Below are 23,935 nucleotides of genomic sequence, written 5' to 3'. Positions count from 1 at the left end.
GGCGGAACGGGTCCGAGATGAGCATTGTGGTGGATTTCCATTTCGACCCGATGTGCCCATTCGCCTACCAAACCTCGTTATGGATCCGCGACGTTCGCGAGCAACTGGGCATTACCGTCGACTGGCGATTCTTCAGCCTCGAGGAGGTCAACCGGTCAGAGGGCCAGAAGCACCCGTGGGAGCGGGAGTGGTCCTATGGATGGTCATTGATGCGCATCGGGGCACTACTGCGCCGAACGGACATGTCGCTGCTGGATCGCTGGTACGCCGCCATCGGACATGAACTGCACACGCTCGGCGGCAAGCCGCACGATCCCGCGGTCGCCCGGCGCTTGCTGAGCGACATCGGCGTCGAGACATCGGTTTTCGATGCGGCGCTGAGCGATCCGACCACACACGACGAGATACACCGGGACCACCAACGGGTGATCGATGCCGGCGGCTACGGGGTGCCGACCCTGTTCCTGTTGGGACAATGCCTGTTTGGTCCGGTCCTGGTGGATCCGCCAACCGGGCCAAAGGCTTTGACGCTGTGGAATGTCGTCACCGGCATGGCCGAGTTGCCCCATGTGTACGAGCTGCAGCGGCCCAAGTCCGCGGCCGATGTCGAGCTGATCGGTCGAAGTCTGCGTCCCTACCTCGGCGGGCGCGATTGGGTCAGCATCAATCGCGGTGAAGTCATCGATGTCTCGCGGTTCACCGACCAAGGGACCTAGGCCGCATGTCGCGCGAGTGATACCCCGATACGGATTTCCACCTTGCTGACCGTGATCGCGGGGGCGCGCGGCGGGGCCGTCGATCGGTAGGTCTTGCCGGCCGGCGTCGTGAATAGTGCTCTATGGGTGTGGTTTTCGTCGATCACGGTGCTGACCCGCCAGCCCGCGGCTTCCTTGGTGTAGTTGCAGCTTTCGCAGAGTCCCAGACCGTTGTCCGCGGTGGTCGGGCCGCCGTCGGCCCACGGCTGTGCGTGGTCGCGGTGCCTGACCGGCGCGTCACAATACGGAGTGCGGCAACGCTGATCGCGTAACCCGATGAATTCGGCCAGCCCACGAGGAAAGATGCGTGCCCGCGACTCCATCGCCACCAGCGCCCCGGCCCGGGGATGCGCATAAAGCCTGCGCAGCGTCGCGCGCGAGCGTCGGTCGGTGACAGCCCTGCTGACCATCGAGCGGGCGACCGCGGCTGGGATGGGACCGTAGCCGGAGATGTCGGCCGGAGCATCGTCGCCCCCGAGCAGCGTCTCGTCCGATAGCACCAAGTTGACCGCGATCGGAGTGGGGATCGTGGCGCTGCGGCCGGTGACCCTCTCGACCAAGGTGTCGGCCATCACCTGTCCGCGTGAGCGCCCGTCGCCGCGGGTATCCGCTTCGCGCCGCAGCGCTGCGTACACCGAAACACCCTGGGCCACAGGGAGTAACGCGGTGAGGTAGGTCATCGTGTCGGGTGCCGGCCGAATTGTGACCGTGCGTTCCTGCTCGGCCTTGGCCGCCCGCTCGACGGCGGCGTGTGGATCCAACCGGTAGGCGACCGCTTTCGCGGCCGCGGCCACTCGCGCGTCGCCCATGCCGGCCAGGCTCGCCGGGTCGGCGCACAGTTCGGCGTCCAACGCGCGGCGATCCTCGATGTCCAGGCAGGCGCTCTCTCGCACGATCAGCGTCGCGCGCCACTCCGAGAGCGCCCCGCATGCCAGCGCCGCCAGCGTGTGCGGCATCTCGTGCACGAGGGCCTTGGCGAAGCCGAGATGCCGGCCGCCCCGCGAGGGGGAATCGCGTCGCGCCAGCGCGACCTCGCCGGCCACGCCGCGTCCGCGCCGCGCGGCTGGGACCCCCGCGGCCGCTTCGGAGGTGCGACGAGCCGCGTCCAGGGCGGCAGTCGCCCGGGCCTGGCCCGCGGCGGCCGCGCTCTTGACCGTCTCCAGCTCTGCGATGCGCTCTATCAGCGCCGATTCGTCTGCCGCGGGGTCAAGCTCCACCAAGTATTCGAACATACGTTCGATTGTAAACCGGGTCACCGACAAACCCCTCGTCGCTACGCTGGCGAGTATGAGCGCCAAGAGTCGGATCCGGGTGGCGCGAGTCTACGAAGACGTCACCCCAGACGAGGGTCAGCGCGTGCTGGTCGACCGCGTCTGGCCGCGCGGAGTGCGCAAGGAGGACCCGCGGGTGGGTACCTGGTGCAAGGACGTCGCACCATCGAAGGACCTGCGCGAGTGGTATCAGCACCGGCCCGAACGATTCGACGAATTCGCCTCGCGGCACAAGGCGGAACTGCGGGGTAGCCCGGCGCTGGAGGAACTGCGAAAGCTGACCAGGCGCGGTGCGGTCACCCTGGTGACCGCTACCCGCGATACGGACATCAGCCAGGCGGCCGTTCTCGCGGAGCTGCTGAAAAGCCACTGATCGCGTGAGACGATCGGGCGATGCGGCTGGGATTGCACGCCCTGGGAATCGGCGCCGGTGCCGACCGCGCGGTGATCGATGCCGTCGCGTCAGCGGCGGACGACTGCGGGTTCGCCACGCTGTGGGTCGGCGAACACGTCGTCATGGTCGACCGGCCCGCCTCTCGCTATCCCTATTCGGATGACGGCGTCATCGCTTTTCCCGCACAAGCGGATTGGCTTGATCCGATGATCGCGCTGAGCTTCGCCGCGGCCGCCTCGTCTCGGATCGGGCTGGCGACGGGCGTGCTCCTGCTGCCCGAACACAATCCGGTGGTGGTGGTTAAGCAGGCCGCCAGCCTGGATCGGCTCAGCGGTGGACGGCTGACATTGGGCGTCGGTGTCGGGTGGTCGAAGGAGGAATTCGCCGCGCTTTCAGTGCCTTTCGCCCATCGCGGTGCGCGGACCGCCGAATACGTTGCGGCAATGCGCACGTTATGGCGTGACGACGTTGCTTCGTTCGACGGTGATTTCGTTCGCTTCGACGCCATTCGTGTCAACCCCAAGCCGGTGCACGATCGTCGGATCCCGATTGCGGTTGGGGGCAATAGCGATTCGGCACTGCGCCGGGTGGCGACGTGGGGAGACGGCTGGTATGGGTTCAACATCGACGGCGTCGGGGCCGTCCGGGAACGCATCGCCAAGTTGGAGCAGTTGTGTGCCGAGGCGGGGCGTGATCGTGGGCAGCTGCGGCTGTCAGTGGCGCTGCGCGATCCGGGTGTTGCTGATATCGGCGCCCTCGACGAGTTGGGCGTTGACGAATTGGTTCTCGTCGCAGCGCCGCCGGACCGGCCCGATGCGGCTGTCGAATGGGTCTCGGCGCTGGCGGAGCGGTGGACGATGGCGGCACCGGCATGAGCGAGGCCGATCCCATACTGCCGCGGGAGTTGACCGACATTCCCGACGAGGTGCGCGCCGTCCCGCCGCCGCCGATACCCGCATTGCCCGAGCCGTACGGCTTGCGTCTGGCCGACCCGGACGCCGACGCCGACATGATCGCCGAGTGGATGAACCGGCCGCACCTGGTGGAAGCGTGGGAGTCCGCGTGGCCGGTTACACGCTGGCGCAATTATCTGCGGGCGCAACTCCAAAGTGGCTTCTCCCGCCCATTCATCGCAACGCTCGATGGAACAGACCGCGCTTACATCGAATTGTACCGAGCGGCAAAGGATTCCATCGCGACCCGGTACGATTACGATGCGCACGATCTGGGTCTGCATGTCGCGGTGGCCGATCCGGACTACATCAAGCGGGGACACGTCAGTTACCTGCTGCCGTATTTGGTGGGCAGCATCTTGGGGCTTGATCCGCGATGCCGGCGCATCATGTTCGATCCCGACCACCGCAACGTCTTGGCGCGCACGTTCTGCGAGCGGGGCGGCTGCGCCTTCCTCGGCGAGCACGACATGTCCAACCGGCGGATGGCGCTCTATGCGCTGCCCCGCACCCCCGGCGACGTGCCCCGGGGGTGACTCAGAGCCGCTCGGCAATCGACTGCGCGAGCAGCGCCGCCGCCTCACCCAGCACGATGCTGACGACGATGTTGGCGACCGCCGCGCGCACCTGTCGTTCCTCGCCGAGCCGCTGCGTCTCCAGCATCCAGGTGGAAAACGTGGTGTAGGCGCCGACGAAGGCGGTGCCGGCCAACAGGGCCGCCTCTTTGCTCAACACCAGGCCGCCGAGAAATCCGAGCAGCGCGGCGCCGCTGATGTTCACGACCAGCGTGCCGAACGGGAAGGATTCGGCGACCCGGCGGGCCACCGCGCGGTCGACCACGAAGCGCAGCACCGACCCGACGCCGCCGATCAGCGCGACCCCAGCCCACACCGCAGCCGTCGTGACCGCGCCCGCCGTCATCCGCGGATCCGTACCCGGCGCACCAATTTGGTGGCCAAGTGCACCGCCAGCAAGCCCAAGACGATGCTGGCGAGGGTGTAACCCGCGGCCAGGGTCCAATGGCCGTGCTCGATCATCCTCAGCGTTTCGACCTGCATTGTGGAGAACGTGGTGAGTCCGCCGCACAATCCGGTGCCGAGCAGGGGGCGCCGGTAACTCGACAGCGGCAATCGCTCGAGCAGTCGGGTGGTGAAGTACCCCAACAGGAAGGCGCCGACGACGTTGACCGTGAACGTCGGCCACGGCCACTTCGCCGGGTCACCCGCGGCGAGCGTGCCCAAGCCGGCCCGGGCGAGGGAGCCCAGCGCCCCGCCGGCGAAAACCGCGGCCAACTCGCGATAGTCGTGTGCCACGCGCGATCCCTTCCCCTTGCCAGGACTTACGGGTGGGTGAATCCGGGACGTCAGAAAAGTACCTGACAAGTCAGCGAGGTGCGCCACGGGCAGAATTGAGAACCATGGCCCACCCCCGCGCCGGTCAGCCGGCCCAGCCCGAAGACCTTGTCGATTTGCCTCACCTGGTGACGGCCTACTACTCGATTCAGCCCGATGCCGACGACGTCGCCCAGCAGGTGGTGTTCGGGACGTCGGGCCACCGCGGGTCCGCGCTCAACGGGGCGTTCAACGAGGCCCACATCCTGGCCATCACCCAAGCCATCATCGAATACCGCGCCGCCCACGGCACCACTGGGCCGTTGTTCATCGGCCGTGACACCCACGGTCTTTCCGAGCCGGCGTGGGTGTCGGCGCTGGAAGTATTGGCGGCCAACGATGTAGAGGCCGTCGTCGACTCCCGCGATCGCTACACCCCGACACCGGCGGTCAGCCACGCCATCCTCAGCTACAACCGTGGTCGCACCGAAGCGCTGGCCGACGGGATCTTGGTGACGCCGTCGCACAACCCGCCGCCGGACGGCGGATTCAAGTACAACCCGCCCAACGGCGGGCCGGCGGACACCGATGCGACCAACGCAATCGCCAAGCGCGCCAACGAGATTCTGCGCGATGGCGCGGGGGTGAAGCGGGTGCCGCTGGCGCGGGCGCTGCGGACCGTCCAGCGCCACGACTACCTCGGCAGTTATGTCGACGACCTGGCAGGCGTGGTCGACATCGATGTGATCCGCGCGGCCGGTGTGCGGATCGGGGCGGACCCGCTCGGCGGGGCGAGCGTCGACTACTGGGGTGAGATCGCGCAGCGGCACCGCCTGGACCTGACCGTGGTCAACCCGTTGGTCGACGCGACCTGGCGGTTCATGACGCTCGACCATGACGGCAAGATCCGGATGGACTGCAGCTCGCCCGATGCGATGGCTGGGCTGATCGCCAACCGCGACCGCTACCAGATCGCGACCGGCAACGACGCGGACTCCGACCGGCACGGCATCGTCACGCCCGACGGCGGGCTGCTCAACCCCAACCACTACCTGGCCGTGGCCATCGATTACCTGTACACGCACCGGCCGTGGTGGCCGGAGGGCATCGCCGTCGGCAAGACCGCGGTCAGTTCGTCGATCATCGACCGGGTGGTCGCCGGCATCGGCCGCAAGCTCGTCGAGGTGCCGGTCGGGTTCAAGTGGTTCGTCGACGGCCTGATGGGCGGCACCATCGGCTTCGGTGGCGAGGAATCGGCGGGGGCGTCGTTCCTGCGGCGCAACGGCTCGGTGTGGACCACCGACAAGGACGGCATCATCTTGGCGCTGCTGGCCTCCGAGATCCTGGCCGTCACCGGATCGACCCCCTCGCAGCGCTACCAGGAGCTGACCGCCGAATACGGCACGCCGTTCTACGCCCGGGTCGACGCGCCCGCCGATCGCGACCAGAAAGCCCGGCTCGCCAAGCTCTCTCCCGATCAGGTGACCGCCACCGAGGTAGCCGGCGAGCCGATCACCGCGAAGCTCACCGCCGCGTCCGGCAACGGGGCGGCCCTCGGCGGATTGAAGGTGACGACCGCCAACGCATGGTTTGCCGCGCGGCCGTCGGGCACCGAGGACGTGTACAAAATCTACGCGGAATCCTTCAATGGCCCCGAGCATTTGGCGGAGGTGCAGGAAGCCGCGCGCGAGGTGGTTAATAAAGTCATTGGGTGACGTTTTCCCTCAGGCTTACCCGTTCGGGAGAACGTGGTTCCCGTTCTCCGCGGCTGCCGCGCGAAGTCTGGATCCTGAGCTGGGCGAATGTCATGGTCGCGCTTGGGTACGGTGTCATTTCGCCGGCGATGCCCGCATTCGCCCATACCTTCGGGGTCAGCATCAAGGCGGTGACTTTCTTGGTCACCGTCTTTTCGTTGAGCCGCCTGTGTTTCGCCCCGGTCAGCGGCGTGCTGGTGCAGCGGTTGGGCGAGCGGCGGATTTACATCGGTGGTTTGCTGATCGTCGCGTTGTCCACCATCGCCTGTGCGTATTCGCAGACGTATTGGCAATTGCTGATGTTCCGCGCCATCAGCGGTGTCGGCTCGACGATGTTCTACGTCTCGGCGTTGGGACTGATGATCCACATCAGCCCGCCCGATGCCCGGGGGCGGATCGCGGGGTTGTTCACCACGTCGTTCATGGTGGGTGCGGTCGGTGGGCCGGCGATCGGTGGCCTGACCGCGGGCTGGGGGCTGACCGCTCCATTCATCGTGTACGGCGTCGCAATGCTCGGGTTGGCCGCGGTGCTGTTCTACGGCCTGCGGCATTCGGAGCTGGCGGCACCCCCGCCGCCGACCCGGTCAACGGTGACGATGCGGCAGGCGCTGCGCTCCCGCGCGTATTGGTCGGCGTTGCTGTCGAATTTCGCGACCGGCTGGGCGGCGTTCGGTCTGCGTGTCGCGCTGGTGCCGCTGTTCCTCTCCGACGTCATGGGCGAAAGCGTCGGCGTCATCGGGGTGGCGCTTGCGGCGTTCGCGGGCGGGAACGCCCTGGCCGTCATCCCCAGCGGCTACCTGTCCGACCGGATGGGTCGACGCACGTTGTTGATCATCGGCCTGGCAACGTCGGGCGTCGCGACCGCGGCGTTGGGAGTCGTGTCGTCGTTGCCCGCGTTCATGGTCGCGGCGGCGGTATCGGGTGCGACCACAGGCATTTTCATGTCACCGATGCAGGCCGCGGTGGCGGACATTCTCGGCAGCGAGGCGCGCGCGGGAATGCCGGTGGCGGCGGTGCAGATGTTCTCCGATCTGGGCGCCATCGTCGGCTCCGTGACGGTCGGTTGGGCGGCCGAAAAATTGAGCTTCGGCTGGGGCTTCGGCATCAGCGGGGTTGTCTTGCTGGTCGCCGCCGCCGGTTGGGTCATGGCGCCGGAGACGCGGTTGGGACCGGAACGCGCGTCCGGCCTGGTGGAGACCGAGGCGGACGTCGAAGCTGCCTGAGCAGCAACTTTGAACGACGGTTGCCAGTGGTGTAGCTTCGATGGGCACGACTTGGGGCTATGGCGCAGCTGGTAGCGCACCACACTGGCAGTGTGGGGGTCAGGGGTTCGAGTCCCCTTAGCTCCACTCGATATTCCGATGACACCGGGCTCACCGATGTAGGTTCCACTGGCCGCAATCGCCGGCGAGGACGTCGTTGACGTCGACTTCCAGCCCCCCGACTACTGGGCCCGGATTCGACGCGGTACTGACCACGCGTTGGTAGAGAACGGCGGCAGGGTCGACCTTGCCGCCGGACCACGCCTTGGTTTGCCAGGCCCACCGGTGGCCGGGGGTGCGCGAATTGCCGATGACGCCGTCGGCGGCGGCCCACTGGCACACGTCGATACCGCCGTAGACGCCGGTGCGCTGCACTCCCAGTACCGAGTTGATTCCGCGAAACCACTTGAGCGCCAGGTTGTTCCAGGTGTCGTGGTTGATGTCTTCGTCGACGCTGAAGAAGATCGGGGCGCTCTGACCGCCACCCGCCGCGGTATGCAACTTCCAGGCGGTGCGCGCATCGGCGACGCCGCCCTCGAACCCGCGCCTGAAGTCCGATGGTGCCGTCCCGCCCGGCTTGCCGTATTGGTAGTTGCTGACGATTATCAGTCCGGCAGCGGACAGCTGCTCGGCGTAAGGCCGCGTGATCGGCTTGGCGCCCATCGACGAGCCCGGACGCGAGAGCGACACGTAGTTGATGACCCCGGCGTAGCCGGCCGCTCGGATGTGCTCCGCTGGAATTTGGCGCATGGCGAAGTCGATCAGTTTGGGAGTGGTGGCAGGCATCGTAGGGACGGCATCCGCCGTAGCGACGGCGGCACTTGCCGATGCCGCATACCACGCCGGCAGTGCAGACACAGCAGTGGCGTAGCGCAATAAGTCGCGCCGGGGAATGGGGCGCGGTCGCCGCACATTCGCCGACAATTTCTGCATCGCGTGATGTTAAATTTGTGACTTTTGTCAACATAAGTGGCGCGTAGCAGTCGATATCAAATCGGTTCCTGCGCTTCATCGTGTCGAGTCCATGGCTGAAGCGCCGGCGACGAGCGGCAGCAACTCTCAGGAACCTCGTACCACGGGTACGCATAACCGGCGCTCTGGGTGGGTACGCGGCCGAGTGAACGGTTGTTCGCAGAGAATCGATGCCCGCATGGCCTGTCGGCGGGAGGGAGCTTTTGATGCCCGAGGTTCAACTTCACCACGACGGACACCCGATGTATCGACGGATGGTCCGGTTCGATTGGTCCGAGACGCCGCTGCACTGGGTGCCCGACGACCCATTCTCGACGCACATGATCAATGTCCTGCACCTGCTGNTGCCCGAGGGTGAGCGTCACTTCATCAAGGCCGTCCTCGAGGCGTCGTCGCTGGTCGACGACCCGGAGCTGGAGGCCGCGATCAAGCCGTTCATCCAGCAGGAGTCCTGGCATGCGTGGGCGCACCAAGTGGTGCTCGACCACCTCGCCGAGCAGGGCATCGAGACCAAGCCGTATACCGATCGGCTTGGGAGGCTGTTGTCGATGACGCTGGGCGACGCGCCCAAGTGGTTCCCGCCGCCGATGAAGCGGTGGTGGCTGTATCGACGGCTGGCCGATGTGGCCGCATTGGAGCATTACACCGCGATGCTTGGCCAGTGGGTGCTGACGAACCGGGGTCTGGACTACGCGAAGGCCGACCCCATGATGCTTGACCTGCTGCGTTGGCACGGCGCCGAAGAGGTCGAACACCGCTCGCTGGTGTACGACGTCTACCAGCACGTCTCCGGGAATTACTTGATCAGGGCGTTCTCGATGTTGTTCGTCTCGCCGCTGTTCATCGGTTGGTGGGTCGCGGGGGCTCGTTACCTGATGGCCCAAGACCCGACCATCGACCGCAAGTGGCGCTGGCGGGACTGGCTCTGGGCCGCCCGCGAGTACCGGTTGCCGGGCCCATGGAAGCTGATGGTCACGACACCCGTCCGGTACATGAGGCCCAGCCATCATCCCAACGACGAGGCGGACACCCAGATGGCGATCGACTACCTGGCGTACTCGCCGGTGGCGAAGGCCGCCCAGGAGCGGGCGCGATCCAAAGGGAAGTCACCGGATCAAACTCGCGAGACTTCCGGCAATGGGGCACGAAAGGCGAAGGTGCGATGAAGGTTTCGGTAGATCTAGACACCTGCGATGGCAACGGCGTGTGCATGAGCATCTGCCACGACGTGTTCGACGTGCGCGAGGACGGTCTCCACGTGCTGCAGGAGGAGGCGCCGGAGGAGTTGCGCCAGCAGCTGATCGGCGCCGAGGTGTCTTGTCCCACACAGGCCATCACGGTGAAGGACTGAGCGATGCTGGAGAACGTCGTGGTTGTCGGTGCGGGCGTGGCGGGCACGCGGGCGGCGGAGACGCTGCGGCATGAGGGCTATGACGGCGCGCTGACCATCGTGGGTGCCGAGCGGCATGCCCCGTACCATCGCCCGCCGCTGTCGAAGAAGTTCCTCACCGGCAAGGTGCACCGGGCCGGTGTCGACCTCGCGCCGCAATTCGATATGGATGCGCGCGTATTGCGCGACGCGTCTGCCGTCGGATTGGACATGTCCTCGCGCTCCGTCCACGTGCGTGACGACGGGCAGGACCTTTCGCTGCCGTTCGACGGGCTGGTGGTCGCCAGCGGTGCGGCGCCCCGGGAATGGCCGGGCGGCCCGGTTCCCGACGGGGTGCTGATGCTGCGCACGGTTGACGACTGCCTGGCCATCCGGGACCGGCTCGGTTCGCGCCCGCGGGTCGTGGTTGTCGGCGGCGGGTTCATCGGCGCCGAGGTCGCTGCGAGCTGCCGGTCGATAGGCCTGGACGTGGTGCTGATCGAAAAGGCCAGCGGCCCGCTGCTGGCCGCGCTGGGAAAGGAGCTGGCACCGCGCTGGGCCGAGCTGCACCGTCAACACGGCGTGGAGTTGCGGGTCGGAGTTGGTGTCGAGGAATTCGAGGGTGACGGCCGGGTGCGGGGTGTTCGGCTCACCGATGGCTCGCGAATTCCGGCCGATCTCGTCGTCGTCGGCCTCGGGGTGACTCCCGCCACCGACTGGCTGGACGGTTCCGGATTGCGTGTCGACGACGGCGTGATCTGCGACGCCACGGGCGCGGCCGAGGGCGGGGACGCCGTTGTCGCCGCCGGCGATGTCGCGCGGTGGTGGCACCCGCTGTACGAACGGCACCTGCGGACCGAGCACTGGGACGACGCGGGCCGTCAAGGTGCGGCTGCGGCCCGGACTCTGCTGGCGGGGCCGGCGGGCGCCGAGACCTATGACGAGGTGCCATACTTTTGGTCCGACCAGTACGACGTCAAGCTGCAAATGCTTGGTGTGCCAACCGATTACGACGCTATCGAGATCGTCGAAGGCGATCCGGAGGGCTGGAAGTTCGTTGCCGCCTACGGCCGGGGCGGTCGCACCATCGCGGTGCTCGGGACGATCCCGGGCCGGGTATACGCCTACCGCGAAGCCATCGAGAAGCGAGCCGAATTTCCACCCAGTCGACCGGATTAGGGAATGCGGCCGGCTTCGGCCGCGGTGGTCAGTACTGCGGCGGTGCGAGGACGTAGCCGGCGGCAGCGCGGGGGGCATCCAACGGGAGCGGCGTAATGAGGTGGTCCGGCAGCGGCGTGGCTAGGGGACTTTAGACCCTACCCCCGAAGGGTATACGGTCGCACCATTCGAGAATGACCGAAGCGCAAAAATCCACCGAACCGCCCACCGGGCCAGCGCAGCACCTGCACTCTGATCGATCTAATCGGTCTAGTTGGGTGGATCATCTTTGGGCCCTGGTGGGCATCGCCGCCGGCGTCGTCTTCATCGTGGCCGTGATCTTTTTCTCCGGGTTCTTTCTCGGCCGGGCGTCGGACGGAACCTATGGCGGGCACGGGGTATCCAACGGAGGCCGTGACGCTACCTGCCCGATGATGGGATCCGGTGGAGGCATGGGGCCCGGAATGATGGGCCCGGGAGGATCGATGGCTCCCGGACAAGGGGCTACCCCGACACCGCGGCCGACGCCCCACCCGTAGCGCGGCGCACCTGTAGATCGAAAACTGTTGGTGCTCAACCTATCTGATTTTTCTGACCACTGCCTCACAGACCTCAGAAAGGGGTTCGGAAATGATTACGAAGCGCTGGCACCGAATTGCCCTTGCGGGCGGGAGCGTAGGGATTACAGCGGGGCTGATGATCGTGGCGCTTCCGCTGGTTCCGCAGGTAGGCGCCAATATCGACGATGCTGTGCTGTCCGCGATGGGTATGGAACCCCAGGCGCCCGTCCCTCATACGATGCACTATGGCGCGATTGCCTATGCCCCAAGCGGCGCGTGGGGTAGATCTTCCGGCTACACGTCTCAGGCGTTAGCCAACCAAGTCGCATTGGAGCAGTGTGGTGACGAGAATTGTCAAGTGATCGTCGGTTTTATCGTATGTGGCGCGGTCGCCTACGACGGTCTGAGATACCTTGGGGGATCGGGCCTATCCCGTCAAGCGGCGGAGGCTGACGCCTTGAACGCGTTGCCCAGCGGAAAGATCGTCAACTGGGTGTGCCAGCCACACTGGGGCGGCCCGGCTACCCGATGGCCCTAAACGACGAGGTCATCCGAGCTCCCGTTCCGTGCCGAAAGCTGTCCCGCCGGCGGGTTGCCGGCGGGACAGCTCGTCTCACGTATCCGGTTGTGGCCGAGCGTCACTCGCTCGCAGGAACGAGGATGGTCTTTCCCGGCAGTCGATTGCCATCGGAGTCATCGTGCACGGCGGCGACTTCGGTCAGCGGACGGCGGTCGGCGACGTCGATCACCAATTGCCCGGCGTCCACCCGGCTGACGAGTTCGGCCAGCTGCGCAGCGTCGCTGCGGACGAAAACGCGCTGCGCCCGCACCCGCCGTGCGGGGTCCTGTTCTCCCGATGTCATGGTGCCGAGATAAAACCCACCGTCGGCGACCAGGCCGACGAGGGCCGCGGTCTGCTCCGGTGAGGTACCGACCAGATTCAGCACCACGTCGAAGGGCGCCCCGGCGACGGCGAGCGGCGCGGGCGCGTAGTCGATGTAGTCGATGATCCGGTCGGCCCCGTGGCGCCGCAGGCGGTTCTCACTGCGGGCCGACGCGGTCGCGGTGACGACGGCTCCAGCCTGCTTGGCCAGTTGAACCGCGTAACCGCCGACCGCTCCACCCGCCCCGTTGATCAGGAGGGACTGACCCGCCCTCAACCCGGCGACCTCGAGCAACGCCTGCCAAGCCGTCAAACCGACGGTGGGCAACGCGGAGGCATCGGCCAGCGGCACCGTCTTCGGCGCGGCGGTCAGCACCTCGGCCGGTGCGAGCGCGTACTCGGCGGCGGCGCCGGGGGCATCCAGTGGAAGCATCCCGACGACGGCGTCGCCAACCTTCCAGCCGGTCACCCCCTCGCCGAGTCCGGCGATGGTTCCCGCAACGTCGACGCCCGGGGTGTGGGGAAAGGAGATGGCGTACACCTCGGACAGGTAGCCGCCGCGGATGCCGGCATCGACCGGGTTGAACGAGGTGGCGGCCACCTTCACCAGGACCTGGCCCGGGCCGGGCGCCGGCCGCTGAACCTCCTCATACCGCAGAACGTCGCCGCCGCCGTAACGGTGATACTGCACAGCCTTCATAATCTCCTCCGTTTCCGCTAGGTGCTTCGATTTCGAAGCAGTTACCACCCCGCACAACTTGCTTCGAAGTCGAAGTGATTCCGACATCCCGGGTGACGATCGCCACATTGCTTCAAATTCGAAGCATTATGATCGCGGCATGACGGAGTCGCTCAAGCCTCAGCAGATGCGCACGTACTTCGCCCTGATGGAGGGTGTCAGCCTGCTGCAGTACGCCGTGCAGCGACAGTTACGTTCGGAGGGCGATCTCAGCTATGTGCAGTTCGAGATCTTGGCGAAACTCGCCGATGCCGAGCGCCGGTTGACCATGACCGAGCTGGCCGACGGCGTGGTCTACAGCCGCAGCGGCCTGACCCATCAGGCGGGCCTGCTGGAGGAAGCGGGCCTCATCGCTCGCGAAGCCAGCGACGCTGATCAGCGCGCCACGGTCGTCCGCATCACGGAGGCCGGCCACGCGCGGCTCGCCAAAGTCCTGCCGGGCCACATCGACGTCGTTCGCGACCTGCTATTCGATGCGCTTTCCGGCGAGGACGTGCGCGCGCTCGGCGACATCATGGGTCGCGCCAGGGATCACATGCGTGCCCGACCCGGGCGCTCGGCCGCCTCGCGCAAACGCCGGCGCGGATCTCATCCGACCTTCGTCCACGGTGTGCAGCCGTGAGTAATGAACTTCGCCACCGCGGGCGCCGAGAGGTTCGCTGTGACCGGGGTAGTTTGAATCCCGCTGTCGGAGTTGATCAGTCTTCCATCGCTGGTCCATGTCGTGAAGACACAGGCCGCTCGGTAGTCGCCGGGTTCGGCATGGGCGACGTAGGTGCCATGGGGGAGTTGGGCGGGCACCGCGTAGGAGCCGGGCCCATAGCCGCCATCCGCGTGCGCCGACGGGGCGGCAAGACTGCCGATGATCAACGCGGACACGACACTCGCCATGCGTTCAGGCGCCCGGACCAGTCGCATAAACACAAACATTAAGTCCCGGCGACGACTTGGTGGAGAGTGCGCATCAGTTGCGTGCCAGTCTGACTGGCCGATTAGGTTTTCGTCTGAATGCGCATTACTCTTGCCCGCGGTTCTGATTGCGACTCTCCGAAAGCAGCCATGCCCATTCAGCCCACCCTGCTGCGCCGACAATCACTGCGCAGCGCCCGTGCACATCGGGCCGCTCCCCGTGTGAAGTGCCCCATGGTCGGCCAGTGCTTCGATATCGAGATCACTCGTGACGCTGACGGGTGGATCATCCGGATTCCCGAGATCAGCAGGATCACGCGGACCGTCCGCCGCGGTGCGGTGGAACTGGCGGCCCGCGAATGCATTGCGACCTGGACCGGCATCCCCATCGGCTATGTCGCCGTTTATGTCGTCAGCGAGACCGATTAGCGGCGGACCCGGCCCTGGCCTCATTAATTTTGGCCAAGGCGTATCCCGCGCGTGATCGCGCCGCGACGGTGACGCACAACGCTCATCATCATGACGGTGCTCGCGGCGGTCGCCGCGTTGACGATGGCGATGTGTGTCGGCTATTGCTTCGGCCGACGCGCGGGGGCGAGGCCGCCAACATGGAGAAGGCGAACGAGCCGGGTGGCCCTGGGGCGGCTCGCGCTCAGTCTGCTCGTGTTGTTGACCGCACGCCGTGCGATGACCGTGTGGGGGCCAAGATTCGTTACTCCCCTCGGGCTGCTGCGGGGTGGCGTTGCGCGGATGCGGTATTGAGCGACACGGACTGATATGTCAACGCTAGAGGGCAAGGTCGCCCTGGTGACCGGAGCGTCGTCGGGCCTCGGCGCCGAGACGGCCCGGCTGTTCTCCCGCGAGGGCGCAACGGTTTACGGCATCGGCCGGGATACCGCACGCTTGGCCGAGGTATTCGCCGACATCCAACATGGTTCTTACGCACCGGTCGACGTTTCCTCTGCGCAGGCCTGCCGCGACGCGGTCGAGCAGTGCGTACGCGAGCTGGGCGGACTCGACGTCCTGGTCAACGTCGCCGGTCACCACCAGATGCGTCGGACGGAGTCGATGACCGATGAGGACTGGGGGCACGATCTTGCGGTGAATCTGAACGGTCCCTTCTACCTGTGCCGGGCCGCGTTGCCGCACCTGCTGGAGCGGGGCGGCAACATCGTCAACGTGGGCTCCATCGCCGGCGTCGAGGGCCAGGCGTACTCAGCGGGCTACTGCGCCGCCAAGCACGGCCTGATCGGACTGACCCGCGCTCTGGCGGTGGAGTACACCGCGGATCGCTTGCGCGTCAACGCAATATGCCCGGGTGGGATGCTCACGCCGCAGATCGAACATTTCAGTGCGCCGGACAACCCTAACTACGACCTGATCATGCGCACCGCCTCCCCACGCGGCATGATGCAGCCCCTCGATGTAGCGAACGTGATCGCCTTCCTGGCCAGCGATGCCGCCGCCGCGGTGCATGGCGCCGTCTATCGCGTCGACAACGGCAAGGGCGCCGGCTAGCGCGCGACCGCCGGACGGGCGCGGACCAGGGTCGGCCACCAGAACCACGGCCCAAGGATTCGCAGGATGCACGGTACGACGAACGAACGCACGATCAGCGTGTCGAGCAGCAGTCCGATGCACACGGTCGAACCCACCTGGCCGATCGTCCTGAGGTCGCTGGTGAGCATCGCCAGCATGGTGAAGGCGAAGACCAGGCCCGCGGATGTCACCACACCGCCCGTGCTGCCGAGCGCGCGGATGAGACCGGTGTGGATTCCGCCGTGCAGTTCCTCTTTGACCCTGTTGATCAGCAGCAGGTTATAGTCCGACCCGACCGCCACCAGGATGATGAACGTCAGCGGTAGGACGAGCCAGTGCAGGTGCAGTCCGATCAGGTGCTGCCAGACAAGTATGGACAGGCCGAACGCGCCGGCGTAGGAAAACGCCACGGTGCCGGGAATCACCAAGGCCGCCACCAGGCTTCGCGTGATGAACATCATGATCAAGAAGATCAGCACGAAGGCGGCGATCGCCGCGATCATGAGATCCGACATCGCGTATTCCTTGATGTCCTTGTCGTTGGACCCCGAGCCGCCGATGTAAATCCTCGCGCCGGCCAACGACGTCTCTTTCAGGATCGTCTTTATCGCCTCAGGGAACTGTTCGACGTGTTCCACACCTTCGGGGCCCATCGCGTCGCCCTCGTGGGTGACGATGAACCGGGCCGCCTTGCCGTCCGGCGACATCATCAACTTCATCCCCGTCTTGACGTCCTCGTTGTCGAAGCCCTCGTGCGGGATGTAGAAGAAGTCGTCGCTGCGGGACTTGTCGAAGTCGTTCCCGACGTTGATCAGATCATCGAAAGTCTGCTCCGTTTGGACGGTTTGCAGATCGGCGGATCCGTAACTGTTGACCAACTTCGACTGCAGCGCCTCGGTGTCGTCGGCGGTGGCTTTCAGTTGGGCGATGATCTGCGGGAAGGCCTTGTCCACCTCCTCGAGGGACACCCTCGCGTCCGCGATGTCGTCGGCCAGCTTGTCGATTTGATCGATCGTCTCGAACAGCGAACGAAACGTCCAGCAGATGGGGATGTCGAAACAGTGTCTCTCCCAATAGAAGTAGCTCTTGATCGGGCGGAAGAAGTCGTCGACGTTCGAGACCTCGTCCCTGATGTCGTCGCTGACCCTCTGCAGGTCGGTCACAGTGAGAACCGTTTGGTGCAGTTCGTCGGACACCTTCTGGAAGAAGCCGATCTCTTTGCGCAACACCGCGACCGAGTGCGCCTGGATATCGGCCTGCGCGTCGGTGTTGGCGTTTTGCTCCCTGTTGAATGGCAGTTGTTGGCCATTGCCGCTGCCCTGCGTGGTGAATAGGTACGGAATGCTGGCGTGCTCGAGCGCCCGGCCCAGGGGCCGCGTCATGCCTTGCACCATCGCCACACCGTGCAGGCGAATCAGCGCCCGCGCGACGCGGTCCAGCGAGATGAAGTCGGCCGAGTTGCGCATGTCGTGATCGGTTTCGACCATCAGCATCTCGGAGAACAGCTTGCTCTTGGGGAAGTGCCGATCCGCCGCTTGGAAGCCGAGATTGGCGGGCGCACTGGCCGGCTGGTATTGCCGATCGTCGTAGTTCTGCCGGTACGTCGGCACGAAGATCGCGCCGAGCATGACGACGGCGGAACTGGCAACCAGGATGGGCACCGGCCACCGCACCACGCTCGCGCCGATGCGCCGATACAGGTATCCCTTGGCGTTGGTCCTCGGGTCGAACATCCCGAAGAGGCTGCCGACGGTCAGCGCCGCGGGGCCCAGCGTCATCGCCGCGGCGATGGTGAACAGCATGGTGATCGCGACGGCCGGCCCCATGGTGTGGAAGTAGTTAAGGCGCGCGAAGGTCAAGCAATAACATGCGCCCGCGATCGTCAGGCCGGAGCCGATGATGATGGGCGCGACACCCTTGTACGCGATGTAGAAGCTGTCCTCCCGGCTTTCGCCCGCCTGTCGAGCCTCGTGATACCGGCCCATCAAGAAGATGCCGTAATCGGTTCCCGCTCCCAGGGTTAGCGCGATGACGATGTTCACCGCGAACGACGAGAGTTCGATGTACCCGAGGTGGCCGAGCGTGGACACGACGCCCTTGGCGACGAGCATTTCGATGAGCACGCCGAGCAAAGGCACCAACAAGGTTGAAGGCGCGCGATACACCAGCAGCAACATCACCACGATGAGGCAGATGGTGACGATCGTGACGTTGTTGAGGCTGGCATTGGCGATGGCCAGCGTGTCCGAGGCCAGCGGAGCCGCGCCGCTGACGTAGACCTTGAGGCCGGGCGGCGGCGGGTCCTTCTTGATGATGTCGCGGACGGCGTCCACGGATTGGTTGGCTTGAATCTGGCCGATGTCGCCGGCGAGACGCAACAGCACGTAAGTGCACTTGCCGTCCACGCTCTGTGCACCCGCCGCGGTGAACGGCTTGCCCCACAGGTCCATCACGTATTGCACGTGCCGGGTGTCGTGCTGCAGACGGCGCATCAGATCGTCGTAGTACCGGTGATCCTGGTCTCCCAGCGGTCGGTTCGCCTCGAACACCACCATGGTCAAGTTGGTCGAGTTGGATTCGCGGAACTTTTCGCCGATGTGCAGCAGCGCCCGTTGTGAGGGCGCATAGTGCGGGACCATCGGTCCGGCGAGTTCTTCAGCGACCCGTTCCACTTGGGGCATAAAGGTGTTCGTACTGACCGCGAGCAGGCCCCAAAACAGGATGATCGGTATCGCGAAAGCCCGGACCATCCTGGGGATGAACGGGCGCTTGACCCGGGGCTCGTCGAAACGGTGCTCGCTCATGCCGACTTGACCCTGCACTCGACGTCGGCGTCCTGATGGTCGTCCGACTGTTCGTCACGGATCACGCCGTCCACGAGCATTCGGCAACCCACCTGACCGCCGTGGACATGCACCGAGATGCTGCCGGACGCTACCGAGAGCGTGGTCGTCTCAGTGTGGGACCACGGCAGAGTTGTGATTTCAACCTGATGCGGATGGCCGTCGATGTCGATGTAGACGAGTTTCCCGCCCTGCGTGGCGGAGCCGAACACCTCATAGGTGATCCGTTTGAGGTTGAACTGCTCGGGAGCCTGCGGGCCATTGACGGTGATGACCGGCTCGGGTTCGGAGAATTGGTGCACCTTGTACATGCAGAGCAGACCGACACCGACCGCGACCACGGTGACCAGCGGCATCCAGGCTCGCTCCAAGACAGTCCTGCTGACTGAACGAGGACTCACTCGTTCATCTCCCCGAACCCCTCCTGACCTTGTGTTCGTTCCATCCCCCGACCGCCGTGCGCGTGCGGCAAGACCAGGTGGTATATCAATCTGGTTGATATGTCACGGTAAAGAGACTACTGCAAGCGGCCCGCAGGCGCGATCTCGGTGTCCCGGACCTCGTCATGCGCACCCCCCTCACGATGCGGTGGACGCGCTGCGCAGGCGCCTCTTCAACCGTGCGCTACCGAGCATGCGAAGAGCCAAGTTCGTCGAGGTCAGCATGGGGATCACCCCGAGGAATGTTCGCTCGGACGGCGTCGCCCCGTGCAGGTGATAAAGGCTGCCGAATACGTAAAAGCAGCCCAGCATGAACAACGTGCCGGGGATGCAAAGCGCCATGAAGGAACTGCGATCGGCGACGATTTGCTTCGCGTAATCCAATTCCTCCGGCGACATCGGTTCGCGTTTGCGCAGTTTGCGCACCACCTCTTTGGCGCTCCCGATTTCCTCGCTTATCGGGGCGGTTGGCCGCCTCTCCATTCGCCGTACGAACACGGTGGCGATGGCGGCCAGCGTCAACGCCAGCCCTAATGCGACGACGGTCAGCAGACCGAATAGACCCTCAGTCACCATCGAACTCCTTCTGAGTCACCGCTTCCGGGCGTTCACGACGTCGCGGACGATCTGCCCCAACAGGACGACCAGGCCAAGCGGCACCAGAACCTTGAAGACGATTGAGGCGTGCGGGTAGAGCAACGCGTAAGCGATTGCCCCGATCGCCGCCATGGCGAGCAGGATGCCGCGGTTGATCTTGTCGGTACTCATCGATGGAAACCTTACGTCTGGGGCATCAGAACCCGAAGTCGCCACCGCTGGAGTCCGACCCACCGCCGCCGAAATCGGAGCCGCCGAAGTCGGATCCGCCGCCGGAGTCCCAGCCGCCGCCGAAGTCCGAGTCGCCACCGCCGGAGTACGAAGCGTCGCCGCCCGCGAAGCCGGTGTCGCCGCCGGAATCATAGCCGCCGCTGAACCCGACGTCGCCTTGCTGACTGTCGTAGCCGGCGGTTTGGCCGCCGTCATAGTTGGTGTCCGCATACGCCGAGTCGCGGCCGGCGTCGAAGCCGCGGTCATAGCTGCCGCCCCAATGGTCGTCCAGCAGCGCATCCATCAGTAGGACGTCGGTGAGCGCCCAACCCCAACCCGCGCCCCAGAACGCGTACGGGTAATAGCCGGGGTAGAAGAACATTCCGTTGTAGTAGCCACCCCCGTAGTAGTGCGGATAGCCGGGCTGCGGGGTGGTGCTGTAGTTGTTGTTGTTGATCGTCACGTACTCACCGGTGTCGGGATTCTTCGCCCGCACCGAGGCCTGCTTGCGCTCGTCCTCGGGTACCGAGTCGACAGCGCCGACATTGGGCGCGGGGCGTCCGAGCTTCTGGTAGGCCCTGGCCACCGTGGACTCCACTACTCGGAGGTGCGCCCTCGCCGCGCCGTAGTCGCCTGTCTCATAGGCCTTTCGGGCGTCGTAGAGGCTGGCGTTGGCCTTGGTCGACTCTGCGCTGACGTCAGTATCGCTGTCGGTGAGCACCGCGTTGTCGATGTCCCCGACACCGGATTCGGCGGCGATCAATTCCTGTTTGATCTGCTCGCGCTCCTGTGCAGCCTTGCGGCGCTTGCGATTTCGGCCGACAGCGAATGAGATCAAGGCGACCACGCTCAATGCGACGGCAATGAAGACAAGCATGGTCCACAGCCATGCCCAGCGGTCGGGGTTCTTGTGCACAACGGGGGAGGTGGTGGACGCCGGTCCCCCGGAGGACACGTCCAACCTGGTCAATTTGCTGACGAATTCACTCGTCGCGCCCTGCGGGTCGTTCCGGTGGCTCCTGGCCGACTGGCTCAGGAACGGATCGACGCTGTCGGCGATCGCCTTGGGCACGTTGTAGGCGCGCACGTGATAGCCCTTGGAGTCGATGACCAGAATGATCCCGCTGAACGCGGGATTGCGTCCGAGGATCACGTTGTGGATGGCATCCGGGGTGGTCACACCGGTCTGGCTGGGCACCACCGCCGCCACCCAGATCGGTGGCGTGGAACTCCACGTCCAGCGGCTGGCGAGGATCTGGTCGTTCAGCCTGTCCGGGTCCCGCAACGGCGGATTCGCCCCGGGGTCGGCCACCACGTGGGTCTGGGCGTTGAACTTGCCCACCAGCTGATCTGTGTAGGTGTCCGCCGAGGCGGACGGCGCGAGCAGCACCGCCAGCATCGCGGTCAGCGGGGCCAGTACAAGCCCACGGAATCGTCGGGTCACTTTCCTCCTGCCAGGGGTCACGGTGTCGATCCTTGCGGTGGACCTTGAAAACGTCCACTGCCGACCCCCGCGGGAAAGCCGACCCGGGCTATGACTAGGTCTGGCTTTGGTCGATGTACCCGCGGGGGAGCACCGAGAAGTCAACGTACGCCGCGGCCAGGATGTCACCAAGGCGTGGGTCGGCCGGCGCGGCGAGGGTGAGCATCGCGCCCGCCGACGGTGCCTTCAGGGTCGCGACGTTGTGGTTGGTCAGCAACTGAATGGCTTCGGATTCGACGTCGCTCCAGCCGGTGTGAACGGTCATCAGGGTGAGGACGCCGAGCGCCTCGCCGGAAGGCGACAACAAGCGATGATGCCAGGCGCTGTCCGCCTTGTGTCCGGTGTGCGGCCGCACCACCGCCAGCACGGTGCCGCCACCGTCTTCCAGGCGGGCCGCGCCGTCGGCGGGGACGATTTTTCCCACCGGGGTGCCGCGGTTGGAGATGGTGGTCGTTCCGGCCACCGCGATCCTGAGTTCGTCACCGCTGGCCGCGGACAGCGTGTACTCGCTTTTGCCCCCGTTCTTAAAGCCGAATAGCACTGCGGCACCGCCCTTTTGCTGGGCACGCGCCAGTTCGGTGCCATCGGGGGTCGCGAGCTCGACGCGCAACGCGTTGGAGGTCGACCTGGTCAGGCGCGCGAGGACGACCGTTGCATTGCCCAGAATCGACATGGCGAGATCCTAGGCCCGGGCGCGGCGATTATCAGCCGCTTTCTCACATCTTGACGGTCAGCGGCCACACGTTCCAGATGTCATCGCAGTACTCAGTGATCGCGCGATCCGATGAAAATTTCCCTGGCAGTCCCGGGGCAGCAGAGCTGACGGTGGCGGGAATGGAGCGCCGTGTGTCTCAAACGGAGGGGTAGCGCGACCAAGGACCCGAATATGTTTCGACCATGTGGAGTGTCGACGGATGCAACGTGTTCGGCGAGGCCGCCGGCACCGGCGAGCCGGTGCTGCTGCTGCATGGCTATCCTCAGAGCGCGTCCTGCTGGCGCCATCAGATCAGGGCGCTGTCCGGCAGCCACCATGTCGTGGCGCCGGACTGGCCCGGCTTCGGCCGGTCCGCGCCGCCGGCGACCGCACCCACCTACGACAACGAGGTGGAGCGGATCGAACGATTCGTGGCGGAGTTGGGGTGGCAACGTTTCAACCTGTGCGCCCACGACTACGGCGGCCTCATCGGACTCGGCTATGCCATCCGCCATCCCGAGCGGGTGCTGCGACTCGCTCTGTTGAACACCCGCGCACATGGCATCTTTCGCCCATGGTTCTACCGCTTCTCGCGGGGTCAACACTGGATCGCTACCCACCCGCCGGCATCACGTGCCGCACAACATCTTCCGTTGGCCACGCTGCACCATTTGGCTCTGGCCCGCTACCGAAGACTCGGCTGTTTCGACACCGCGCTGGAAGCCGAGTATCTGGGCTGGATGAATTCGCCGGAGGGAAAGCGCAGCTTCTGGAACTTCTTCGCTCACTATCCGGTGCCCGTCGTCCCGTGGCTCGCGGAGGGACTCGGGACGATACGTTGCCCGGTGGCCGTCATCTGGGGTGACCGCGATCCATATATCCCGTTCAGCACCGCGCGCGAATTGGCCGAGTCCATTCCGCGCGCCACGCTGGTTCGGCTGCGCGGCGCCGACCACTACGTCATGGAGGAACGCCCCGACGAGGTGACCACCGCGCTCGTCAGTCTGCTGAGTGCACCGCTGACGGCCCGCGCCTAGCGTCAGTGTGCGCCGGACAGATTCAGCGTCACCACGCCGGCGACGATCAGCCCGACCCCGATGATCTTGGCGACCGAGATCGTCGAGCCGAGAAACAGGACGGCGATCAGCACGATCAGGGCCGTACCGATTGCCGACCACAGCGCGTAGGCGACGTCCGTTTGCATGCCGCGCGAGATCGACAGCGCCAGCAGCGCAAATGAGATTGCGTAACCCGTCAGGCAGATGACCGTCGGCCAGAGTCGGGTGAAGCCTTCCGTGCTTTTGAGCAGGCTGGTCGCGGCTACTTCCGCAAGAATGGCGCAGAGAAGTAGGGCATACGTCACGAAATCTCCTTGGGTGAGCGGCGGGCGGACGGCAGGTGGAAACTAACCCGAGGAGGATTCCTTGGGGTTGTGGGCCTTCGCTTCGTCCTCCGCGGCCTCTAAATGGCCATCGTGTGCGGCCTGCCAGTGCTCGTCGGCCGCTTGTTGCAATCGAGCGGTGGGCCCAAGTCCTTGCATTGCGGCGCGTTGATAGTTGTTCGCCGTCTGCTCATGCACGCGCGCCAACTCTTCGTGCCGCTGCGCGGCAGCGTGGTGAGCTTCTTGCGCACGGTGCAGGGATTCTTCAGCACGGCGGCGCGCTGAATCCACGGACTCCGGTGACGGGCGCTCGCCCGCCGCCAACTCTGCCCTTCGCTGGCTGAGTTCCTTCACCCGCTGCCCGATCTTCGCGGCTCGTCCCGAAGGACTCGATTGCCCACCGGGGAAAGTTTCGGCCATCACTAATCCATTCCACGA

29 protein-coding genes and 1 tRNA gene are annotated in these 23,935 nt (G+C 65.6%); 16 read left to right on the top strand and 14 right to left on the bottom strand.

Annotated elements, in window-relative coordinates:
- Window positions 1-17: 17 nt before the first annotated feature.
- Window positions 18-716 (top strand): mycothiol-dependent nitroreductase Rv2466c family protein, encoded by a 699-nt coding sequence (locus H7J89_RS06585; RefSeq protein ID WP_264038223.1) that lies wholly within the window; start codon window positions 18-20, stop codon window positions 714-716.
- Here the strand turns inward: H7J89_RS06585 and H7J89_RS06580 are convergent.
- The gene (locus tag H7J89_RS06580; protein WP_264038214.1) at window positions 713-1,987 is read right to left on the bottom strand and encodes an HNH endonuclease; all 1,275 of its coding nucleotides are present in this window, start codon (window positions 1,985-1,987) and stop codon (window positions 713-715) included. The genes H7J89_RS06585 and H7J89_RS06580 overlap by 4 nt on opposite strands.
- Before the next feature lie 55 nt (window positions 1,988-2,042).
- On the opposite strand from H7J89_RS06580, the gene H7J89_RS06575 reads away from it, so the two are divergent.
- Genes H7J89_RS06575 through H7J89_RS06565 form a run of 3 tightly spaced genes read left to right on the top strand, consistent with a single transcriptional unit; the run spans window position 2,043 to window position 3,909 of the window.
- Entirely contained in the window at window positions 2,043-2,399 is a 357-nt protein-coding gene (locus H7J89_RS06575; protein WP_264038206.1) for a DUF488 domain-containing protein, read from the top strand.
- A gap of 20 nt (window positions 2,400-2,419) precedes the next feature.
- Window positions 2,420-3,295, top strand: coding sequence for an LLM class F420-dependent oxidoreductase (locus tag H7J89_RS06570; protein ID WP_264038199.1), 876 nt, complete (start codon window positions 2,420-2,422; stop codon window positions 3,293-3,295).
- Window positions 3,292-3,909 carry a GNAT family N-acetyltransferase gene (locus H7J89_RS06565; protein WP_264038193.1) on the top strand — a complete coding sequence of 206 codons (618 nt, stop codon included), beginning with the start codon at window positions 3,292-3,294 and terminating at the stop codon, window positions 3,907-3,909. Before H7J89_RS06570 ends, H7J89_RS06565 begins: the two co-directional genes overlap by 4 nt.
- A gap of 1 nt (window position 3,910) precedes the next feature.
- Here H7J89_RS06565 and crcB (H7J89_RS06560) read toward each other — a convergent pair whose 3' ends face one another.
- Window positions 3,911-4,294: a fluoride efflux transporter CrcB gene (gene crcB, locus H7J89_RS06560; protein WP_264038186.1), complete on the bottom strand. Its 384-nt coding sequence runs from the start codon at window positions 4,292-4,294 to the stop codon at window positions 3,911-3,913.
- Entirely contained in the window at window positions 4,291-4,686 is a 396-nt protein-coding gene (gene crcB / locus H7J89_RS06555) for a fluoride efflux transporter CrcB (RefSeq protein WP_264038184.1), read from the bottom strand. Before crcB (H7J89_RS06555) ends, crcB (H7J89_RS06560) begins: the two co-directional genes overlap by 4 nt.
- 104 nt (window positions 4,687-4,790) lie before the next feature.
- Here crcB (H7J89_RS06555) and pgm point away from each other — a divergent pair, with 104 nt between their 5' ends.
- The 3 genes from pgm (at window position 4,791) to H7J89_RS06540 (ending at window position 7,807) form a co-directional block, all read left to right on the top strand.
- Window positions 4,791-6,419 (top strand): phosphoglucomutase (alpha-D-glucose-1,6-bisphosphate-dependent), encoded by a 1,629-nt coding sequence (gene pgm, locus H7J89_RS06550; protein ID WP_264038182.1) that lies wholly within the window; start codon window positions 4,791-4,793, stop codon window positions 6,417-6,419.
- 92 nt (window positions 6,420-6,511) lie between these two features.
- A complete protein-coding gene (locus tag H7J89_RS06545) occupies window positions 6,512-7,681 on the top strand; it encodes an MFS transporter (RefSeq protein ID WP_264040194.1) in 1,170 nt (389 codons plus the stop codon).
- Between the two features lie 53 nt (window positions 7,682-7,734).
- Window positions 7,735-7,807, top strand: a tRNA-Ala gene (locus H7J89_RS06540).
- A 24-nt stretch (window positions 7,808-7,831) separates the two neighbouring features.
- Here the strand turns inward: H7J89_RS06540 and H7J89_RS06535 are convergent.
- On the bottom strand, window positions 7,832-8,653 hold the full coding sequence (locus H7J89_RS06535) for a DUF1906 domain-containing protein (RefSeq protein WP_264038180.1): 822 nt from the start codon (window positions 8,651-8,653) through the stop codon (window positions 7,832-7,834).
- 209 nt (window positions 8,654-8,862) lie between these two features.
- Here H7J89_RS06535 and H7J89_RS06530 point away from each other — a divergent pair, with 209 nt between their 5' ends.
- From H7J89_RS06530 to H7J89_RS25730, 5 genes are all read left to right on the top strand, one after another.
- The gene (locus tag H7J89_RS06530) at window positions 8,863-9,858 is read left to right on the top strand and encodes a metal-dependent hydrolase (RefSeq protein WP_443677609.1); all 996 of its coding nucleotides are present in this window, start codon (window positions 8,863-8,865) and stop codon (window positions 9,856-9,858) included.
- Complete coding sequence (locus H7J89_RS06525; protein ID WP_067204616.1) at window positions 9,855-10,043, top strand: ferredoxin; 189 nt, start codon at window positions 9,855-9,857, stop codon at window positions 10,041-10,043. The genes H7J89_RS06530 and H7J89_RS06525 overlap by 4 nt, the downstream gene beginning before the upstream one ends.
- A 3-nt stretch (window positions 10,044-10,046) precedes the next feature.
- Window positions 10,047-11,240: an NAD(P)/FAD-dependent oxidoreductase gene (locus tag H7J89_RS06520; RefSeq protein ID WP_264038174.1), complete on the top strand. Its 1,194-nt coding sequence runs from the start codon at window positions 10,047-10,049 to the stop codon at window positions 11,238-11,240.
- Window positions 11,241-11,497: 257 nt separating this feature from the next.
- Entirely contained in the window at window positions 11,498-11,758 is a 261-nt protein-coding gene (locus H7J89_RS06515) for a hypothetical protein (RefSeq protein ID WP_264038173.1), read from the top strand.
- Window positions 11,759-11,849: 91 nt separating this feature from the next.
- Window positions 11,850-12,317, top strand: a complete 468-nt coding sequence (locus H7J89_RS25730; RefSeq protein WP_308205087.1) for a DUF4189 domain-containing protein — start codon at window positions 11,850-11,852, stop codon at window positions 12,315-12,317.
- Window positions 12,318-12,417: 100 nt separating this feature from the next.
- Here the strand turns inward: H7J89_RS25730 and H7J89_RS06505 are convergent, their stop codons facing one another.
- Complete coding sequence (locus tag H7J89_RS06505; RefSeq protein ID WP_264038169.1) at window positions 12,418-13,362, bottom strand: NADP-dependent oxidoreductase; 945 nt, start codon at window positions 13,360-13,362, stop codon at window positions 12,418-12,420.
- 139 nt (window positions 13,363-13,501) lie between these two features.
- Here H7J89_RS06505 and H7J89_RS06500 point away from each other — a divergent pair, with 139 nt between their 5' ends.
- Entirely contained in the window at window positions 13,502-14,023 is a 522-nt protein-coding gene (locus H7J89_RS06500) for a MarR family winged helix-turn-helix transcriptional regulator (RefSeq protein ID WP_264038165.1), read from the top strand.
- On the opposite strand, the gene H7J89_RS06495 is transcribed toward H7J89_RS06500, so the two are convergent.
- Entirely contained in the window at window positions 13,990-14,292 is a 303-nt protein-coding gene (locus H7J89_RS06495) for an Rv1352/Rv1906c domain-containing protein (protein WP_264038145.1), read from the bottom strand. The genes H7J89_RS06500 and H7J89_RS06495 overlap by 34 nt on opposite strands.
- Before the next feature lie 252 nt (window positions 14,293-14,544).
- On the opposite strand from H7J89_RS06495, the gene H7J89_RS06490 reads away from it, so the two are divergent.
- Together H7J89_RS06490 and H7J89_RS06485 are read left to right on the top strand one after the other, a co-directional pair.
- A complete protein-coding gene (locus H7J89_RS06490; RefSeq protein WP_264040179.1) occupies window positions 14,545-14,739 on the top strand; it encodes a long chain fatty acid-CoA synthetase Faa4p in 195 nt (64 codons plus the stop codon).
- Between the two features lie 348 nt (window positions 14,740-15,087).
- Entirely contained in the window at window positions 15,088-15,828 is a 741-nt protein-coding gene (locus H7J89_RS06485) for an SDR family NAD(P)-dependent oxidoreductase (protein ID WP_264038136.1), read from the top strand.
- Here the strand turns inward: H7J89_RS06485 and H7J89_RS06480 are convergent.
- The 6 genes from H7J89_RS06480 to H7J89_RS06455 all read right to left on the bottom strand — a co-directional run bounded on the left by H7J89_RS06480 (window position 15,825) and on the right by H7J89_RS06455 (window position 22,095).
- Complete coding sequence (locus H7J89_RS06480) at window positions 15,825-18,653, bottom strand: MMPL/RND family transporter (RefSeq protein ID WP_264038127.1); 2,829 nt, start codon at window positions 18,651-18,653, stop codon at window positions 15,825-15,827. The two genes, H7J89_RS06485 and H7J89_RS06480, sit on opposite strands and share 4 nt — an antisense overlap.
- On the bottom strand, window positions 18,650-19,048 hold the full coding sequence (locus H7J89_RS06475; RefSeq protein WP_264038119.1) for an MmpS family transport accessory protein: 399 nt from the start codon (window positions 19,046-19,048) through the stop codon (window positions 18,650-18,652). The genes H7J89_RS06480 and H7J89_RS06475 overlap by 4 nt, the downstream gene beginning before the upstream one ends.
- A 222-nt stretch (window positions 19,049-19,270) precedes the next feature.
- Entirely contained in the window at window positions 19,271-19,708 is a 438-nt protein-coding gene (locus H7J89_RS06470; protein ID WP_276041755.1) for a hypothetical protein, read from the bottom strand.
- A 15-nt stretch (window positions 19,709-19,723) separates the two neighbouring features.
- Window positions 19,724-19,900 (bottom strand): hypothetical protein, encoded by a 177-nt coding sequence (locus H7J89_RS06465; protein WP_264038102.1) that lies wholly within the window; start codon window positions 19,898-19,900, stop codon window positions 19,724-19,726.
- Between the two features lie 25 nt (window positions 19,901-19,925).
- Window positions 19,926-21,383, bottom strand: a complete 1,458-nt coding sequence (locus tag H7J89_RS06460; RefSeq protein WP_264038097.1) for a hypothetical protein — start codon at window positions 21,381-21,383, stop codon at window positions 19,926-19,928.
- 94 nt (window positions 21,384-21,477) lie between these two features.
- Entirely contained in the window at window positions 21,478-22,095 is a 618-nt protein-coding gene (locus tag H7J89_RS06455; RefSeq protein WP_264038088.1) for a hypothetical protein, read from the bottom strand.
- A gap of 224 nt (window positions 22,096-22,319) precedes the next feature.
- Here H7J89_RS06455 and H7J89_RS06450 point away from each other — a divergent pair, with 224 nt between their 5' ends.
- A complete protein-coding gene (locus tag H7J89_RS06450) occupies window positions 22,320-23,153 on the top strand; it encodes an alpha/beta fold hydrolase (RefSeq protein WP_264038078.1) in 834 nt (277 codons plus the stop codon).
- Between the two features lie 2 nt (window positions 23,154-23,155).
- Here the strand turns inward: H7J89_RS06450 and H7J89_RS06445 are convergent, their stop codons facing one another.
- Window positions 23,156-23,479: a DMT family transporter gene (locus H7J89_RS06445; protein WP_264038072.1), complete on the bottom strand. Its 324-nt coding sequence runs from the start codon at window positions 23,477-23,479 to the stop codon at window positions 23,156-23,158.
- A gap of 42 nt (window positions 23,480-23,521) precedes the next feature.
- Window positions 23,522-23,917: a hypothetical protein gene (locus tag H7J89_RS06440; RefSeq protein WP_264038071.1), complete on the bottom strand. Its 396-nt coding sequence runs from the start codon at window positions 23,915-23,917 to the stop codon at window positions 23,522-23,524.
- Window positions 23,918-23,935: the final 18 nt, after the last annotated feature.

Origin of the sequence: Mycobacterium paraffinicum, assembly GCF_025822865.1 — a bacterium.
Taxonomy (GTDB): domain Bacteria; phylum Actinomycetota; class Actinomycetes; order Mycobacteriales; family Mycobacteriaceae; genus Mycobacterium; species Mycobacterium paraffinicum.
Note: the sequence above shows the minus strand (reverse complement) of the source record. Positions and strands in the feature narration are given on the sequence as shown.

Excerpts from the sequence above, each read along its gene's own strand:
- H7J89_RS06585 (WP_264038223.1), top strand. The coding sequence starts at position 18 with ATGAGCATTGTGGTGGATTTCCATTTCGACCCGATGTGCCCATTCGCC.
- H7J89_RS06580 (WP_264038214.1), bottom strand. The coding sequence starts at position 1,987 with ATGTTCGAATACTTGGTGGAGCTTGACCCCGCGGCAGACGAATCGGCG.
- H7J89_RS06575 (WP_264038206.1), top strand. The coding sequence starts at position 2,043 with ATGAGCGCCAAGAGTCGGATCCGGGTGGCGCGAGTCTACGAAGACGTC.
- H7J89_RS06570 (WP_264038199.1), top strand. The coding sequence starts at position 2,420 with ATGCGGCTGGGATTGCACGCCCTGGGAATCGGCGCCGGTGCCGACCGC.
- H7J89_RS06565 (WP_264038193.1), top strand. The coding sequence starts at position 3,292 with ATGAGCGAGGCCGATCCCATACTGCCGCGGGAGTTGACCGACATTCCC.
- crcB (WP_264038186.1), bottom strand. The coding sequence starts at position 4,294 with ATGACGGCGGGCGCGGTCACGACGGCTGCGGTGTGGGCTGGGGTCGCG.
- pgm (WP_264038182.1), top strand. The coding sequence starts at position 4,791 with ATGGCCCACCCCCGCGCCGGTCAGCCGGCCCAGCCCGAAGACCTTGTC.
- H7J89_RS06545 (WP_264040194.1), top strand. The coding sequence starts at position 6,512 with ATGGTCGCGCTTGGGTACGGTGTCATTTCGCCGGCGATGCCCGCATTC.
- H7J89_RS06535 (WP_264038180.1), bottom strand. The coding sequence starts at position 8,653 with ATGCAGAAATTGTCGGCGAATGTGCGGCGACCGCGCCCCATTCCCCGG.
- H7J89_RS06525 (WP_067204616.1), top strand. The coding sequence starts at position 9,855 with ATGAAGGTTTCGGTAGATCTAGACACCTGCGATGGCAACGGCGTGTGC.
- H7J89_RS06520 (WP_264038174.1), top strand. The coding sequence starts at position 10,047 with ATGCTGGAGAACGTCGTGGTTGTCGGTGCGGGCGTGGCGGGCACGCGG.
- H7J89_RS25730 (WP_308205087.1), top strand. The coding sequence starts at position 11,850 with ATGATTACGAAGCGCTGGCACCGAATTGCCCTTGCGGGCGGGAGCGTA.
- H7J89_RS06505 (WP_264038169.1), bottom strand. The coding sequence starts at position 13,362 with ATGAAGGCTGTGCAGTATCACCGTTACGGCGGCGGCGACGTTCTGCGG.
- H7J89_RS06500 (WP_264038165.1), top strand. The coding sequence starts at position 13,502 with ATGACGGAGTCGCTCAAGCCTCAGCAGATGCGCACGTACTTCGCCCTG.
- H7J89_RS06495 (WP_264038145.1), bottom strand. The coding sequence starts at position 14,292 with ATGGCGAGTGTCGTGTCCGCGTTGATCATCGGCAGTCTTGCCGCCCCG.
- H7J89_RS06490 (WP_264040179.1), top strand. The coding sequence starts at position 14,545 with ATGGTCGGCCAGTGCTTCGATATCGAGATCACTCGTGACGCTGACGGG.
- H7J89_RS06485 (WP_264038136.1), top strand. The coding sequence starts at position 15,088 with ATGTCAACGCTAGAGGGCAAGGTCGCCCTGGTGACCGGAGCGTCGTCG.
- H7J89_RS06480 (WP_264038127.1), bottom strand. The coding sequence starts at position 18,653 with ATGAGCGAGCACCGTTTCGACGAGCCCCGGGTCAAGCGCCCGTTCATC.
- H7J89_RS06475 (WP_264038119.1), bottom strand. The coding sequence starts at position 19,048 with ATGCCGCTGGTCACCGTGGTCGCGGTCGGTGTCGGTCTGCTCTGCATG.
- H7J89_RS06470 (WP_276041755.1), bottom strand. The coding sequence starts at position 19,708 with ATGGTGACTGAGGGTCTATTCGGTCTGCTGACCGTCGTCGCATTAGGG.
- H7J89_RS06465 (WP_264038102.1), bottom strand. The coding sequence starts at position 19,900 with ATGAGTACCGACAAGATCAACCGCGGCATCCTGCTCGCCATGGCGGCG.
- H7J89_RS06455 (WP_264038088.1), bottom strand. The coding sequence starts at position 22,095 with ATGTCGATTCTGGGCAATGCAACGGTCGTCCTCGCGCGCCTGACCAGG.
- H7J89_RS06450 (WP_264038078.1), top strand. The coding sequence starts at position 22,320 with ATGTGGAGTGTCGACGGATGCAACGTGTTCGGCGAGGCCGCCGGCACC.
- H7J89_RS06440 (WP_264038071.1), bottom strand. The coding sequence starts at position 23,917 with ATGGCCGAAACTTTCCCCGGTGGGCAATCGAGTCCTTCGGGACGAGCC.